At 70.4% G+C, this 14,519-nt stretch carries 16 protein-coding genes; 6 read left to right on the forward strand and 10 right to left on the reverse strand.

Features of this window, described 5'->3' with window-relative positions; all coding sequences use genetic code 11:
• The 3 genes from ACFWU3_RS35725 to ACFWU3_RS35735 form a co-directional block, all read right to left on the reverse strand.
• On the reverse strand, positions 1 to 350 hold a 350-nt coding region (locus ACFWU3_RS35725), incomplete at its 3' end, for a sigma factor (protein WP_384445681.1).
• Between the two features lie 226 nt (positions 351 to 576).
• Positions 577 to 990, reverse strand: a complete 414-nt coding sequence (locus ACFWU3_RS35730; RefSeq protein ID WP_384445683.1) for an ATP-binding protein — start codon at positions 988 to 990, stop codon at positions 577 to 579.
• 103 nt (positions 991 to 1,093) lie between these two features.
• Positions 1,094 to 1,267, reverse strand: coding sequence for a CsbD family protein (locus ACFWU3_RS35735; protein ID WP_313943387.1), 174 nt, complete (start codon positions 1,265 to 1,267; stop codon positions 1,094 to 1,096).
• A gap of 281 nt (positions 1,268 to 1,548) precedes the next feature.
• Here ACFWU3_RS35735 and ACFWU3_RS35740 point away from each other — a divergent pair, with 281 nt between their 5' ends.
• The 5 genes from ACFWU3_RS35740 (at position 1,549) to ACFWU3_RS35760 (ending at position 6,086) form a co-directional block, all read left to right on the forward strand.
• The gene (locus ACFWU3_RS35740; protein ID WP_384445685.1) at positions 1,549 to 2,781 is read left to right on the forward strand and encodes a phosphatidylserine/phosphatidylglycerophosphate/cardiolipin synthase family protein; all 1,233 of its coding nucleotides are present in this window, start codon (positions 1,549 to 1,551) and stop codon (positions 2,779 to 2,781) included.
• Positions 2,782 to 2,926: 145 nt separating this feature from the next.
• A complete protein-coding gene (locus ACFWU3_RS35745) occupies positions 2,927 to 3,562 on the forward strand; it encodes a hypothetical protein (RefSeq protein WP_384445687.1) in 636 nt (211 codons plus the stop codon).
• 168 nt (positions 3,563 to 3,730) lie between these two features.
• On the forward strand, positions 3,731 to 4,687 hold the full coding sequence (gene ppk2 / locus ACFWU3_RS35750) for a polyphosphate kinase 2 (protein WP_384445705.1): 957 nt from the start codon (positions 3,731 to 3,733) through the stop codon (positions 4,685 to 4,687).
• Between the two features lie 137 nt (positions 4,688 to 4,824).
• Positions 4,825 to 5,508 carry a pyridoxamine 5'-phosphate oxidase family protein gene (locus tag ACFWU3_RS35755; protein WP_384445689.1) on the forward strand — a complete coding sequence of 228 codons (684 nt, stop codon included), beginning with the start codon at positions 4,825 to 4,827 and terminating at the stop codon, positions 5,506 to 5,508.
• Positions 5,509 to 5,600: 92 nt separating this feature from the next.
• A complete protein-coding gene (locus tag ACFWU3_RS35760) occupies positions 5,601 to 6,086 on the forward strand; it encodes a hypothetical protein (protein ID WP_384445691.1) in 486 nt (161 codons plus the stop codon).
• A 13-nt stretch (positions 6,087 to 6,099) separates the two neighbouring features.
• Here ACFWU3_RS35760 and ACFWU3_RS35765 read toward each other — a convergent pair whose 3' ends face one another.
• The gene (locus ACFWU3_RS35765) at positions 6,100 to 6,927 is read right to left on the reverse strand and encodes an MOSC domain-containing protein (RefSeq protein ID WP_384445707.1); all 828 of its coding nucleotides are present in this window, start codon (positions 6,925 to 6,927) and stop codon (positions 6,100 to 6,102) included.
• A 163-nt stretch (positions 6,928 to 7,090) separates the two neighbouring features.
• On the opposite strand from ACFWU3_RS35765, the gene ACFWU3_RS35770 reads away from it, so the two are divergent.
• Positions 7,091 to 8,158, forward strand: coding sequence for a chitinase (locus tag ACFWU3_RS35770; RefSeq protein ID WP_384445709.1), 1,068 nt, complete (start codon positions 7,091 to 7,093; stop codon positions 8,156 to 8,158).
• 74 nt (positions 8,159 to 8,232) lie between these two features.
• Here the strand turns inward: ACFWU3_RS35770 and gdhA are convergent, their stop codons facing one another.
• The 6 genes from gdhA to ACFWU3_RS35800 all read right to left on the reverse strand — a co-directional run.
• Positions 8,233 to 9,588, reverse strand: a complete 1,356-nt coding sequence (gene gdhA / locus ACFWU3_RS35775; RefSeq protein ID WP_384445693.1) for an NADP-specific glutamate dehydrogenase — start codon at positions 9,586 to 9,588, stop codon at positions 8,233 to 8,235.
• A gap of 360 nt (positions 9,589 to 9,948) precedes the next feature.
• Entirely contained in the window at positions 9,949 to 10,455 is a 507-nt protein-coding gene (locus tag ACFWU3_RS35780) for a hypothetical protein (RefSeq protein ID WP_384445695.1), read from the reverse strand.
• Positions 10,456 to 10,574: 119 nt separating this feature from the next.
• Complete coding sequence (locus tag ACFWU3_RS35785; protein WP_384445697.1) at positions 10,575 to 11,237, reverse strand: hypothetical protein; 663 nt, start codon at positions 11,235 to 11,237, stop codon at positions 10,575 to 10,577.
• 154 nt (positions 11,238 to 11,391) lie between these two features.
• Complete coding sequence (locus ACFWU3_RS35790; RefSeq protein ID WP_384445699.1) at positions 11,392 to 12,159, reverse strand: carbonic anhydrase; 768 nt, start codon at positions 12,157 to 12,159, stop codon at positions 11,392 to 11,394.
• Between the two features lie 122 nt (positions 12,160 to 12,281).
• Positions 12,282 to 13,571: an ATP-binding protein gene (locus ACFWU3_RS35795; RefSeq protein ID WP_384445701.1), complete on the reverse strand. Its 1,290-nt coding sequence runs from the start codon at positions 13,569 to 13,571 to the stop codon at positions 12,282 to 12,284.
• A gap of 195 nt (positions 13,572 to 13,766) precedes the next feature.
• Positions 13,767 to 14,519, reverse strand: a 753-nt coding sequence (locus ACFWU3_RS35800; protein WP_384445703.1) for a fibronectin type III domain-containing protein, incomplete at its 5' end; no start/stop codon positions are given.

Raw genomic sequence — 14,519 nt, forward strand, 5'->3', positions numbered from 1 at the left:
TCGCGGCTCAGTTCGAAGCGGTCGATGGCCTTGATGAGACCGATCGTGCCGACCTGGATGATGTCGTCCATCTCGCCGTTGCCGCGACTGCGGAAGCGGTTGGCCGCGAACCGCACCAGCGAGAGGTTCATCTCGATCAGGGTGTTGCGCGCGTACTGGTATTCGTGCGTGCCCTCTTCGAGGGTCTGCAGCCGGTCGAAGAAGACCTTGGACAGGCTCTTCGCATCCTTCGGCGCGACCTTGCCGGCATCCTCGACCCACGGCAGGTCCCCCACCCACTGCGGAGCCCCGGCCGTCGCCTCTGCCGAGTCCGACAGGCTGCGGTGCGTGGACGGTATGGCGCTCGGCATGTCAGGTCCCTCCCCTGAAGACGGTGTGACGAAGGGGCGTGTGCCCCCGATCCGCCCGCTCACACACCCGATCCCGAGGAGATGGAGGCGAAACCCGAAGGCGCCCCCATCCCTCACGGGTGGGTACCGGGCCAGTATCCCCCACGGTTGCGCGCCGGGGACCGGGAGGGACGGTCCTCGTGGACCGGGAACCGGAAAGCCGGCCCGTCCGGGGATCGGCCGCGGATCAGATCAACGGGACCAGGACGGAGATCCGCTTTCCCCCGCCGTCATGGCGCGTGATGGCCACGTCCCGCGCGATCCGGCTGATCACACGCCAGCCGTGTCCCCCGATTCTGAACCGGCCATGAGAGTCGGTGCGTTCCTGGACGGTCGGTATCTCGTCGCTGTGATCGCTCACGCTCACACGGACACCTTCTTTCGTCAGCTCCGCCTCGAAGTCCGCGACGCCGCCACCGTGAAGAAGAGCATTCGTCACCAATTCCGAGGTCACCAGCAACGCATCCGTCAGGGTGTGATCGTCGCGTTCGGAATCGGGCCGGCAGAATCGCTCGTGCAGCAGGAACTCCACTTCCCTGCGCGCTTCGGCGGGACCTTGCGGAACCGGGTGCACCGGTCCCGTCAGTTCATCAGCAGACACGCTCCAGCACTCCTTGGGCATCGTCCTGGTGGGGCCCTGGACCCCGAAGGACAAGGGCCCGTCGCACAGCGGGGTGCGACGGGCCCGACAGTGTGTGCAGACCTCAGTGGCCGAACGCGTCCTTGGTCTTCTCCTTGGCCTGGCGGGCGTCGCCCTTCGCCTGTTCGGCGCGGCCTTCCGCCGTCATCCGCTCGTTGCCCACGGTGCGCCCGACCGCTTCCTTGGCCTTGCCCTTGGTCTGTTCCATCTTGGCCTTGGCCTTCTGGTTCTCAGCCACAGCTGTTCACTTCCAAGTCCGCTAGACAACAGGTCCTGACAGTCGCGTCACCGCTCACACGTCCCGTAAACCCGTGAGCTTCGTGGAAAAGGCGGACGGCATGTTCGGTTGCCGCGGGGGCATGCGGCGGACCGGGGGGCTGGAAAGAGGGTTCCTCGATCACGGGCACCCGCCGGCATCCTCGTGGCCCCGACCGGACCGGTCGGGGTCCCTTGCTGGATACCGTCCCGGCGTCGCCGTCCTCCGACGCGACGCCCCTCTTGCACCGGAGCAGTGAATCGATGACGAGCACACAGGACCAGCCGCGGATACGTCCCGCGAGATCCGGCGAGGCTTTCGCCGCCGAGGCGTCCACGCCCGAGCAGCGCATCCAGCGTCTGCGGCGGCGGCTGGAGCGCCTGATCGGCATCGCCGCCACCGAGGGCAACGGCCTCGTCCCGCTCCGCAACGGGGACGAGATCTTCGCGGCCATGCTGGAGAGCATCAGGTCGGCTCAGCACACCGTGGACATGATGACCTTCGTGTACTGGCGGGGGGACATCGCCAAGGAGTTCGCCGAGGCCCTGGCCGAGCGGGCACGCGCGGGTGTGCGGGTGCGGCTGCTGCTGGACGGCTTCGGCTGCCGGCTGATCGAGAAGGATCAGCTGACGATGATGGAGCGGGACGGCGTGCAGGTGGCCTGGTTCCGCAAGCCGCTGTACCTGTCGCCGCTCAAGCAGAACCACCGCTGCCACCGCAAGGCGCTCATCGTCGACGAGACGACGGCCTTCACCGGCGGTGTGGGCATCGCCGAGGAGTGGTGCGGGGACGCCCGCAACGAGAACGAGTGGCGTGACACGCACGTCCGGCTCCAGGGCGCTGCGGTGGACGGCATCGCCGCCGCTTTCGCGCAGAACTGGGCCGAGTGCCACGACGAACTCTTCGACAAACGCGACCGGTTCGTCGAGCACGAGCGGCAGGGCTCCGCGATCGTGCAGGTGGTGCGCGGCTCGGCCAGCTTCGGCTGGCAGGACATGCAGACGCTCATGCGGGTCATGCTGGAATCGGCCGAGGAGCGCTTCCGGCTGACCACCGCGTACTTCTCGCCGGACGCCTACTTCATCGATCTGCTGTGCGCGGCGGCGCGGCGGGGCGTGGAGGTGGAGATCCTGCTGCCGGGCCCGTACACCGACAAGCGCGTCTGCCAGCTGGCCGGGCAGCACTACTACGACGAGCTGCTCGCCTGCGGCGTGAAGATCTTCCAGTACCAGCCGACGATGCTGCACGCGAAGGTGATCACGGTCGACGGCGTGGCCTCGCTCATCGGGTCCACCAACTTCAACCGCCGGTCGCTCGAACACGACGAGGAAGTCATGCTGGCCGTCCTCGACGAGGAGTTCACCACGACCCTGGACGGTCATTTCGACGAGGACGCCGCGCGGAGCGAGCCGATCAAGGGCGGCCGCTGGAAGCGGCGGTCGGTGCTCCAGCGCGCCCGGGAGGCCGCGGTGCAGCCCATCCGCCGCTATCTGTGAGCAGAGCCCGCACAGGTGGGTGCGGAGTCGGGGCACGAGGAACCGGTGGTAGCCACTCCGTCACCCGGGGTGTTTACTCGCCGGGGCATTGGTAACACGCAGTGACACACGCAAGCCGTGGAGACCTCGTCGAAAGGCAGGAACCATGTCCGTGAGCATCCTGGCGATTCTGGGACTGGTAACAGCGATCATCGCGGTACTCCTGCTCGCGCGGCCGGTGAAGCTGTACAGCACGGCCACGCTCACGCGCCGCTTCGGACCCGAGTACGACCGGGTGGTCGCGCTGGCGGGCGGGGATGTGCGGGCGGCCGAGCGCGAACTTGCCGACCGGCTGCGGCGCTTCGGCGGTCTCTGCCCCTTCTCGCTCACCGACACCACCCGGCGGCAGTATCTGAGTCGCTGGTCGGGGCTCCAGGAGCAGTTCGTCGACGCGCCCGGAGCCGCGGCGGCGCGGGCCAACCAGCTGCTGAGCCGGCTCGCCTCCGACCGGGGCCTGACGGCCGAGTCGCGCGAGCGCCAGCTCGACGTCCTGTCGGTGCACTTCCCGCGGCACGTCGACGGTGCCCGCCTGCTGCACGCCGCCGCGCAGCAGGCCGCGGCCGGCGTCACCGACGCCGACGCGATGCGCCGAGCCATGGTCGCCGGCCGGGCGCATCTCGAGGAGCTCCTCTCCGACCAGGGTCCTCGGGTGCCGTCCGGCAGCGCGGCGGGCCGTCGGGCGGGTGGCCGTCACCCGCTGCGGCTGCCGTCGCAGCGCACCGCCCACTCCACCTACCGCTGAACCCGTCCCGGCCGGCGCCCTGACCCGGCCGGGTGCCCCACGGCGCCCGGACCCGTTTACTGGTGTGTACCGGCAGGGCGTTTCCATCCCTCCACGGCTGCGAGACAGGTGACGTTTGTGAGTGACGCACACGACCGGGACGACCAGCACAGCCTCCTCGACGGCCTGATGGTGGACGAGAGCAGGCCCGAGCATCCGGTTCTGCTGGACGAGCAGGGCCGCCCCATCAAGACCTGGCGCGAGAACTACCCCTACGACCGCAAGGTGCCGCGTGCCGAGTACGAGCGGCGCAAGCGGCTGCTCCAGATCGAGATGCTGAAGCTCCAGCGGTGGGTCAAGGACACCGGCCAGCGGCTCGTCGTCATCTGCGAGGGGCGTGACGCGGCCGGCAAGGGCGGCACGATCCAGCGCTTCACGGAGCGGCTGAATCCGCGTGGCGCGCGCGTGGTGGCGCTGGAGAAGCCGACGGAGCGCGAAGCGGGCCAGTGGTACTTCCAGCGCTATGTGGCGCATCTGCCCGCGGCCGGCGAGATCGTCTTCTTCGACCGCTCCTGGTACAACCGGGCCGGTGTCGAACGGGTCATGGGCTTCTGCTCCACGGAGCAGTACGAGCTGTTCCTGCACGAGTGCCCGCGCTTCGAGCAGATGCTGGTGGACGACGGCATCGTGCTGGTGAAGTTCTGGTTCTCGGTGTCCAAGGCCGAGCAGCGCACGCGTTTCGCGATCCGGCAGATCGACCCGGTACGGCAGTGGAAGCTCTCCCCCACCGACCTCGCGTCACTGGACCTGTGGGACGAATACACCGCCGCCAAGGTCGACATGTTCCGGGCCACGGATACCAGCCATGCCCCGTGGACCGTGGTGAAGAGCAACGACAAGCGGCGCGGGCGGCTGGAGGCGATGCGCAGCCTGCTCTCCCAGCTGGACTACACGAGCAAGGACAAGGAGACGGTCGGCCGTCCCGATCCCTTGATCGTCGGCCCGGCGGACACCCTGCTGGAGCCCGGCGAGGAGAGCACCGCGCTGTCCCCCACCCCTCTGGCCAGCCACACCGAGGGGCCGGGCGAGCATCCGGGGAAGCCGGACCGGCAGGACGCGTACCGGCCGGAGCGCCCGGGCAGGTGAGGCGAAGGGCTCGTCAGCGGGCCGGACCGCTGACGACCTGTCGGGCACATCTCCCGGTCCCTGGACGGGGCGAGGCGAGGCGGACGAAAATGAGCCTCCGCCGGATCCAGCCGTTTTTCCGAGGAGGCCCACCCGCCGTGACCACCAACGACCAGGAGTTCGGCTCCTACGGGGAACGGCTGGCCCAGAAGCAGTTCGGCACCGCCGAGCGGGCGGCCGACTTCTACGACCGTCAGATGCACGACGTTCTCACGCCTGCCATGCGGGAGTTCATCGGCGACCAGACCATGGTGTTCCTGTCCACGGCGGACGCCGGCGGTGCCTGTGACGCGACGTTCCGCGGCGGGCCGCCCGGGTTCGTCACCGTGCTGGACGACCGCACGCTGACCTACCCCGAGTACCGCGGCAACGGCGTCCTGGCCGGCGTGGGCAACCTCGTCGAGAATCCCCATCTCGGCCTGCTGTTCGTCGACTTCACCCGGCATCACATCGGTCTGCACGTCAACGGCGCGGCAGAACTGCGCACCGACGAGGAGCAGCGCGCCGCGCACCCCGGCCTGCCGCGGGACGCGGCTCCGGGACGGCAGGCGCAGTTGTGGGTGCACGTGACGGTCCACGAGGCGTACGTCCACTGCTCCAAGTACATTCCGCACCTGGAGCCGGCGCCGAGGCCCCGCACCACCGAGATGGGCCGCCCCAAGGACGCGGAGTACTTCCTGCGGCGTGAGGCGGCCCAGCCGGCCGCGGCGGGCGTGGCGGGCGCAGCCACGGCGGGTGCTGTCCCGCAGCCGCGTGGACTGCGGCGGCTCTGGCGCCGCTGACGGACTCGGCCGCTGAGGTGCTCCAGCGCCGACACGGCGGGCCGCCGACACGTTGCCCGGCTCGCTCGCCGGGCGGCTGACATGCTGGGCGGGTGAAGCCACCCACTCCCGGCGCATGGCTGCGCGCCGGAATCAGCCGCGACGGCGGACCGCTGCTGGAGAACGAGCACGTGGTCTGGCTCCAGGCCGGCGACCGGTACGCCGACAGCCGGGGTTTCGCCGGTGTCACCGTCCACGAGGACGGTCTGGTCCGCTTCCATCACGACGTCGGGGAACCGGGCGAGGACGTGGGGCGGCTGGAGCGTGCGGCCGGCGGCGACATGACCGAATCGGGCACGAACCCGGACGGCAGCACGTTCCACGAGGTCTGGACCCCCCTGCCCGGCAGCCAAGGGCCGTGCGGCGCCTGGCGGTTGGGCCCGGTGCAGGTCGTCCGCGTGGGCAGGTACGTGGTGCACGTCGACGAGCACGGCGGCAGCTTCTTCACGTTGCCGGACGAGCAGGGCGGCGGCTTCTTCGCGTCGCCGGACGAGCAGGGCGGCAGCTTCTTCCCGTTGCCGGACGACGACCGCGGGTGAGTGCCCGCCGCGGCTACAGCTCGGTCCCTCCCCACGCGCCGACCGCCAACTCGTCGCCCACGGACATCGTGCCCGGCCGCAGTACCGCGAACTTGGCACCGAAGGCGACGCCGCCCTCCCTCGCGCGGCGGTAGGCCGCCAGCGAGCGGAGTGGCTCCGGCCCGTCCCGTTCGCCGGTCCGCTGGTCGACCACGGTGACGGCGCAACGAATGGCGAGTTTGGCGTAGCCCAGTTCCGCCGTTCCGAGAGTGAGCCGCCGGGCGCGGTCCTCGGTGTGCGGCTCGTCCCAGCCGCCGACGACGATGTTGGGGCGGAAGCGGTCCATCGGCATCGGCGCGGCGCCCCGCTCGGCGAGCTTCGCGTTCAGCAGGTCGAGGCTCGAGAGGGACAGCAGGTGGACGGCGCAACTGTCGGCGTAGCCGGAGGTGCCGGGGGTGCGGCCGTCGGTCACCCGGCGGTGCTCGGGCGGCACGCGGACGAGCCTGCTCGGTGCGGCGAGGACGGTGGAGAGCCAGTCGGCGGCGACCTCGCCCTGGTCGATCCCGAGGAACGCGGCCCCGAACAGATCGACATCCCTGCGTGGTCCGGTGGTGTCGACGGGGATCGCGACCGGCTCGTGCCCGGGCGCCTCCAGGGTGAGCCCGAGCCCGCCGTCGACGATCGTCGGGACGATCAGCGCGAGCCGCGGGTCCCGGCGCTGGGTGCGGTACACCCCCTGCTCACCGACCACCATGAAACTGCGGTCGTGTGCGAGTCCCGCGGGTGTCAGCACCCCCTCGCGCACCGCGCTGCCCGCACACCCTTTGACGGGGTAGTACGCCAACTCCACCACTCGTGCCACATGCGCCCCCTGGTGTCTCCGCACTCGGCTCGACCGTACCCCTGCCGCCTCGTCAACCGGCGTACCAGCCCGCCGACTTGGTCCAGACCTATTGACGAAAGGTCTGGACCACAAGACGCTGAACTCCTCCGGCAACAATCCGGCACGAAGGGAGCACGGCATGATCGGACGGAAGTTACGTCTGCTGGGCGTCGGTCTCGCGATGGCGGGCGTCGTACAGCTGCTGGTCGCCGCGGCACCGAGCGCGCCGCCCGCGCCGGGTGAGCCGCGGGCCGTCACCTGCGCGCTGAAGGCCAAGCCCTCGGGCAAGGTGCTCCAGGGGTACTGGGAGAACTGGGACGGCGCCTCGAACGGTGTCCATCCGCCCTTCGGATGGACACCGATCACCGACGCCCGCATCCGCGAGCACGGCTACAACGTCCTCAACGCGGCCTTCCCCGTGATCCGTTCGGACGGCACCGTCCTGTGGGAGGACGGGATGGACTCCACCGTGAAGGTCGCCACCCCCGCCGAGATGTGCCAGGCCAAGGCGTCCGGCCAGACGATCCTGCTGTCCATCGGCGGCGCGACGGCCGGTATCGACCTCAGCTCCCGTGCCGTCGCCGACCGGTTCATCCAGACCGTGGTGCCGATCCTCCAGGCGTACAACTTCGACGGCATCGACATCGACATCGAGACCGGTCTCGTCGGCAGCGGGAACATCAACCAGCTGTCGGCCTCACAGGCCAACCTCGTCCACATCATCGACGGTGTGCTCGCCCGGATGCCGGCCGGCTTCGGTCTGACGATGGCACCCGAGACCGCCTACGTCACGGGCGGCAGCGTGGCCTACGGCTCGATCTGGGGCGCGTACCTGCCGATCGTGAAGAAGTACGCCGACAACGGCCGGCTGTGGTGGCTCAACATGCAGTACTACAACGGCAGCATGTACGGCTGTTCCGGCGACTCCTACTCCGCCGGGACGGTCCAGGGCTTCACCGCGCAGACCAACTGTCTCAACAAGGGTCTGGTCGTCCAGGGCACCACGATCCGGGTGCCGTACGACAAGCAGGTCCCGGGTCTGCCGGCCCAGCCCGGCGCCGGCGGCGGCCACATGGCGCCGAACCTGGTCGCGCAGGCCTGGAACACGTACGGCGGCGGCCTCAAGGGTCTGATGACCTGGTCCGTCAACTGGGACGGGTCGAAGAACTGGACGTTCGGCAACAACGTCAAGGCGCTACAGGGCCGTTGACACGGCGAGCGGCCCGAGCCAGGGGTCCGCACCACGACGGTGCGGACCCCTGGTCCACAGAAGGGCTGCCGGTGCTAGATCAGGCCCTGGGCCAGCATCGCGTCCGCCACCCGTTCGAATCCGGCGATGTTGGCACCTGCCACGTAGTCGCCGGGAACGCCGTAGCGCTCCGCCGTCTCGTGGGCGACCTGGTGGATGTCCCGCATGATGACGGTGAGTTCCTCCTCCACGCGCATCGCGGTCCACACGTCGCGAGACGCGTTCTGCCGCATCTCCAGGGCGCTGACCGCGACACCTCCGGCATTCGCGGCCTTGCCCGGGCCGAACGCCACACCCGCGTCCTGGAGGATGCGCACGGCCTCCGGGGTGGTGGGCATGTTGGCGCCCTCGGAGACGGCCTTGACCCCGTTGCGCACGAGGGAGAGCGCGTCGTCGGCGTGCAGTTCGTTCTGGGTGGCCGACGGGAAGGCGATGTCGCAGGGCACGTCCCACACCCGGCCGCCGGGGAGGAAGCGCGCGGAGGCGCCGCGACGCTTGGCGTACTCGCTGATCCGGGCGCGCTCCACCTCCTTGATCTGCCGCAGGAGTTCGAGGTCGATGCCCTTCTCGTCCACTACACAGCCCTCGGAGTCGGAGCAGGTCACGGGGTGGGCGCCGCTGCGCGTCAGCTTCTCGATGGTGTGGATGGCGACGTTGCCGGAACCGGAGACCACGGCCGCCTGGCCCTGGAGCTCCTCGCCGCGCAGCCGCAGCATCTCGGCGGCGAACAGCACGCTGCCGTACCCGGTCGCCTCGGTGCGCATCGCCGAGCCGCCCCAGCCCTGCCCCTTGCCGGTGAGGACGCCGGCGTCCCAGCGGTTGGTGATCCGGCGGTACTGGCCGAACAGATAGCCGATCTCCCGGCCGCCGACGCCGATGTCACCCGCGGGGACGTCGGTGTGCTCGCCGATGTGCCGCTGGAGCTCGGTCATGAACGACTGACAGAAGCGCATGACTTCGGCGTCCGAGCGGCCGCGCGGGTCGAAGTCGCTGCCGCCCTTGCCACCCCCGATGCCGAGCCCGGTGAGCGCGTTCTTGAAGACCTGTTCGAAGCCGAGGAACTTCACCACACCCAGGTTCACCGAGGGGTGGAAACGCAGACCCCCCTTGTAGGGGCCCAGCGCGCTGTTGAACTCGACCCGGAAGCCGCGGTTGACCTGAACCTCACCGCGGTCGTCCTGCCAGGGCACGCGGAAGATGATCTGCCGTTCGGGTTCGCAGAGGCGCTCGACGAGCCCCGGTTCCGCGTACTCGGGCCGGGCGGCGAGTACGGGCGCCAGGGTGTCCAGCACTTCCGTCGCCGCCTGATGAAATTCGGGCTGTGCCGGATTGCGGCGCTCGAGATCGGTGCGCAGCGCTGCCAGTCGCGCCTTCGAAGAAGACAGGGTCACAGCATGTCCCTCCTGCCCGGCCGGCGTATGACGGACCGACCGTGGCGGTGACGGTCCAGGTGTCGTTGCCAGTCAGCAGTACGGCCGTGCGGGGCCGGACGTTCATCGGCCGGAAGTCTGCCACGCCCGGCCCGCCGGGGTGCGGGTGCCGCGCAGGCGGCGCGCCGGTCAGCGGAAGATCGCCATGCCCGCACGTCCGGCACGGCCTCCGCGGTCCAGTCCCGGACCTCGCCGGCAGGGAGTCCTGTTCGGGCGCCATCTTCCTTTCGAGGGCGGGGTGGCCGCACGGGCACGGTGGGCCCATCGACGGTGCGCGACTCCGCTGTCGGTGCGGCAGTTGAGGCCAGTGATGCGGGGGCGTCAGGAGGACGGGCTGCTGCCCGGGGCCGCGTCCCGCAGACGCACGACCTCACCGCCGAGCTCGGTGCGCAGCGTGTCCAGCAGCTCCGGCTTCCCGCCGACGGCCCATCGCGGCCCGACCAGATAGGTCCCGCCGTACATCCGGGCGCTGTCCAGCCAGATCGTCTTGAACTTCTCCTCGGGGAAGGTGGTGACCGTCCAACTCCCCTGCGCCGTCGTGCACACGCCTTCGCGGAGCTCCTTGGCCTGAATGCGGACCTCGGGAGTGCAGCCGGTGAGCGCGCCGATCTTCTCGACGTTCGCGGGAGCCGGCGCAGGCGCGGGCGCGGGTGCGGGTGCGTCGGAGCGGGGCTGCTGTTTCGCCGCGGTCCGCTCCTCCGCCGCCTGCCTCGCCGCCGCCTTCTCGTCCGTCGCGCCGTCCTGCTCGGCGGAGCAGCCGGCGAGCGGCAGTACGAGCAGGCCGGTGAGCAACACGGCGGCCCGCCGGCTCCGGGTCGCGTATCCCATGCTGAAGGTCCCTTCGGGCGTGCGGGGGCGTACGGGAAGGGATACGTACGACGCGTGCGGCCCGCTCAGCGGGAGCCGTGAGACCTCGATCCGGCGGGGCTTTGTACGCCCCTGTCCGTTCAGGCGGGCTGCTGTGGGTCCGGTTCGGCGACGCCCAGCCGCTGCGCCCACTCCAGGGCGCTCGGCAGCCGCGACTCCCACGGCAGCGGGCTCGGATCGGAGGTCGAGTCCATCAGGTCCCTGAGGGCTTCGGCGTTCACCGTGCGGGCCGCGACCCGGGCCGTGAAGCGCTCGGTCGCCTCACGGTCCCGGTAGCCCGCGTCCGCGAAGCTGTCGGCGAGGGACCTGTCGTCGAAGAGTCCGGCGTAGCCGTCGCAGGAGGCGGCCAGACCGTCGTCCTCGACGAAGTCGGGGTAGGGGGCCCGGCCCCAGCGGCTCCCTTCCCACCAGTACAGATAACCCAGTTCATAGCCGTCGTTCAGATCACGGAGCCTGCCGTGGGGCAGCCAGGGGGGAGCGCCCGCCAGCAGGTCGACGGGCTTGTCACCCCTGTACGTGGTGTCGCTGCAGTCGACATCCTGGCCGAAGAAGACCGCGTTGCCGTCCGGCAGCAGCTCCAGATTCCACCCGCCATTGGAATGCGAACACTCCAACGCGCGCTCCCCCAGGCGGAATGCGGGACGGGCCGTTCTGGTGACGGCGATCAGCACGAGGACGACAGCGCGTTCCCACATGCGCTCGGGCCTGCCCAGGAGGGCTGGTATTTCCGTCTCGTTGGTCATCTTCCGTTTCCCGTGTCGTGGCCACCTACTGACTCACCATTCAGCTGGTATAGAACCATACGGCGGTGCGCAAGGGCGCCGCCGGCGAATGCGCGCGCCCCGGCCGCGGCATCTTCGCCGCCGCCGGGGCTTTCACCGAGACCCTCGGGGGGCGTCAGGCGATCGCGTGCACCAGCTGGCTGTCCAGTTCGTAGCGCGCCCCGACGACGGCCAGTTCACCGCTCGCGATCTTCGCCGCCAGGTCGGGTTCCGCCGCGAGCCGGCGGCGCACCAGGGCGACCTGACGGTTGATCGTCGAGTCGACACGCGCGTCGCCATGCTGGCCGCGGTCTATCGCCGGGCGTATCTGGTCGGCCAGATACTGGATGTGCGCGGGGAGTTCCTCCCCCGTCTCGTCGGCGTGGACCGCCGCCTTGACCGCGCCGCAGGACTGGTGCCCCAGCACGAGGACCAACGGTATGGCGAGTTCCAGTACACCGTACGCGACGCTGCCGAGCACCGCCTCGTCCAGCACCTCGCCCGCCGACCGTACGGTCAGCAGATCGCCGAGGCCCTGATCGAAGACCAGCTCCGGAGGTACACGCGAGTCGACGCAGCCCAGCACGACCGCGAAGGGGTTCTGTCCGGATACCAGGGCATGGCGAACGGCCCTGGTTTCGTGGGGGTGGTGCTGACGGAAAGCGCGCCAGCGGTGGTTGCCCGCGGAGAGCTCTGCGAGCGCCTCGGCGGGGGTGGCCGGGCGGGTGCCGGTCCGCGGTGCCGCTGTGGCGGGCGTCGCGTGGAGCGCGAGGCCGCCGACCGCGGTCGCACCGCCGGCGACCGCGGCGCGCAGCAGCGCGCGGCGTCCGGCGCCGACCCGGGAAAGGCCGGCACCGGTCCGCGGAAGGCCTGTTCCGGCCTGGGGAAGGTTTTTCGCATTCACGGCTCGAACGTATCCGCCGCGATCGACACTCCGTTCCCATTTACTGATCGTTTACCGATCGGGAATGACCACGATGGCTCGAATGCAAGGGCCAACGGAAAAGGGGAGGTTGAGTACTCGTGTCACACCCGTGCGTGCGCGGTGATGTCCGCTCCGAACTGCTCGATCATTTCGGTCGTCACCGTCGGACGGCACTGGGAGATCGCCGTCAGATAGTCCTCGGTCCCCGCACCGAGGTCGCGCCGGTCGAGCGGGTCGCCGCCGATCGTCTCCAGGTCCCGCTCGAACGCGCTCTGGGCCGCGATCCGCGCCGCGTGCTCGATGTCGGCGGGCGTGAACAGTTCACTGGCCGCGACCAGGACAGGGACCTCGACGTCGGGGCGGCCGTCCGTGAAGCGGGACCAGATGGCGGCACGGGCCGCCGCGTCCGGCGTGCCGATCGGGATGAGGTAGTCGAACCTGCCGGGCCGCAGGAAGGCCGGGTCCAGTGAGCGTACGGAGTTGGTGGCGCACACCAGGAGACGCTCGTCGCCCTCCCGGAAACCCGGGATGAGCTTGAGCAGTTCATTGGTCACACCGTGCATCCCGCCCACCTGCACCGCGTCGCCGCGCACGGGGGCGATCTCCTCGACCTCGTCGATGAAGACCAGCACCCGCTCCAGCTCTGCGATCCGGGCGAAGGCACTGCGCAGCGCGGCCGCGAGATTGCCCTCGTCCGCGAGCCGGGACGGCAGCAGTTCGACGAAGGGCCACCCGAGCCGTGCAGCGACGGCACGGGCGAACGTGGTCTTTCCCGTCCCCGGCGGACCGAACAACGCGACCGCGCGCGGCGGTCGGACCCCGTGCCGGGCGGCGCGCTCGGGCTCCGCCAGCGGCAGCACCACCCGCCGCTCGATCAGGTCCTTCTCGGCCTCCATGCCGGCGACCCTGGTCCACAGATCGCTCGGCAGGAACCGGCCGCCGAGGTCCTCCAGCAGATTGGCGGCCGGGCCGTGCAACGGCTCGACCTTCTCGAAGTAGGCGACGGCGGGCTGCCGTGTGTATCCGGCGTTCAGCAGGCCTTCGCCGAGCAGTTCCTCCTCGGGCAGCACATAGGCGATACGTCCCACGCGGGCCGCGATCAGACGCCGCTCCAGTTCCACGAGGAGCGCGCTCGCAAGGCCCCGGCCGCGCCAGGCGGAGGAGATGGCGATACGCATCACCCAGGCACGCTCGCCCGCCACGGTGGCGAGCGCCGCGCCGATCGGTACGCCCTGGTGCACGGCGACGACCGCGGGCTGGCGCGAGGTGAGCGCGCCGATGCACTCGGCGAGTGAGAACACCGACTCCTGGCCGAGTTCGGCCGTGGTGTCGATCAGGTGGACCACCGCCGCGAGATCGCTCTCGCGGTAGTCGCGGATGAGCCAGTTCACCGGTACCGCCCCTCGTTGGTGCTGTTCCGGCGAGGCTAGGGGCGGTGTACCGCTGCGGGCCTGCGCCGTTGTGCACAAGGCCGGCGGGGCGAACGCGACGTTCCGTCGGTAGCCAGAGGCCCGGGGGCCGGGGGCCGGCGTCGGCCGCCGGCCTCCCGCTCCTGTTCCTGCTCCTGTTCCTGCTCCTGCTCCTGCTCAGCCGGACGTCTCCGCGCCCGTGGTCCGGTGGACGATGTTGGACTGCTGTCCGTAGCGCAGGGGCCGGACGCGGATCGCCGCCTTCTTCTCCTGCGGCAGGGTGATCAGCCCGGCGGACTCGATGTCCGCGTCGAGGACCGCGGCGACCCGGTACTCGCGTTCGCCGGCGGGCCGTATCTCGATCAGATAGCCCACTTCGTCCCGGGCGTGGTCCTGCCAGGTGAGCCTCACACCGTTGGCGTGCATGACGGTCGCCTTCAGCCCGGTCGGCGCCGCCGCCCTGTCCGGGCCTCTCGTGACGGGATGCCGGGCCGCTCCGGCCCCTTCGTCACCGGGGAGCTTCCGGGGCTCGGCCCACCCGTGGTCCTTCTGCTGGTCCCGCTCGTCGAACCCGCCCGGCGGCAACGCGATGTCGACCGCGTCCGACGCGGGCCCGTAGTACGGCCGGAGCCGGTAGTAGAAGGGGGTCATCGGGATGAGATCGGGGTGGGTGTACGTGCGCCGGCCGGGCGGTGCGAACTGCAGGACGGTGTACGGCCCCTGCCGCTCGGTGGCGAACTCGACGACGTGCCCCGCCGCCCCCGGGTCCCGGCCTTTCCAGCGCAGGGTGATGTCGGTCGGCGAGTCGAGCGTGGCCGCCAGCGTCACCCCGGCCGTGGCTTCCGGTGTCCCGGCGGCGGGCCCGTCCGCCCGCGCGCCCGCGGAGGCGTCCGCCGTCCTGTCCGTGCAGTTGCCGGGAGTCCGCAGCAG

It is taken from the genome of Streptomyces sp. NPDC058685, assembly GCF_042714725.1.
Lineage (GTDB): Bacteria > Actinomycetota > Actinomycetes > Streptomycetales > Streptomycetaceae > Streptomyces.

Coding starts and splice junctions, on each gene's coding strand:
- ACFWU3_RS35740 (WP_384445685.1), top strand. CDS start 1,549: ATGACGAGCACACAGGACCAGCCGCGGATACGTCCCGCGAGATCCGGC.
- ACFWU3_RS35745 (WP_384445687.1), top strand. CDS start 2,927: ATGTCCGTGAGCATCCTGGCGATTCTGGGACTGGTAACAGCGATCATC.
- ppk2 (WP_384445705.1), top strand. CDS start 3,731: ATGGTGGACGAGAGCAGGCCCGAGCATCCGGTTCTGCTGGACGAGCAG.
- ACFWU3_RS35780 (WP_384445695.1), bottom strand. CDS start 10,455: ATGGGATACGCGACCCGGAGCCGGCGGGCCGCCGTGTTGCTCACCGGC.
- ACFWU3_RS35785 (WP_384445697.1), bottom strand. CDS start 11,237: ATGACCAACGAGACGGAAATACCAGCCCTCCTGGGCAGGCCCGAGCGC.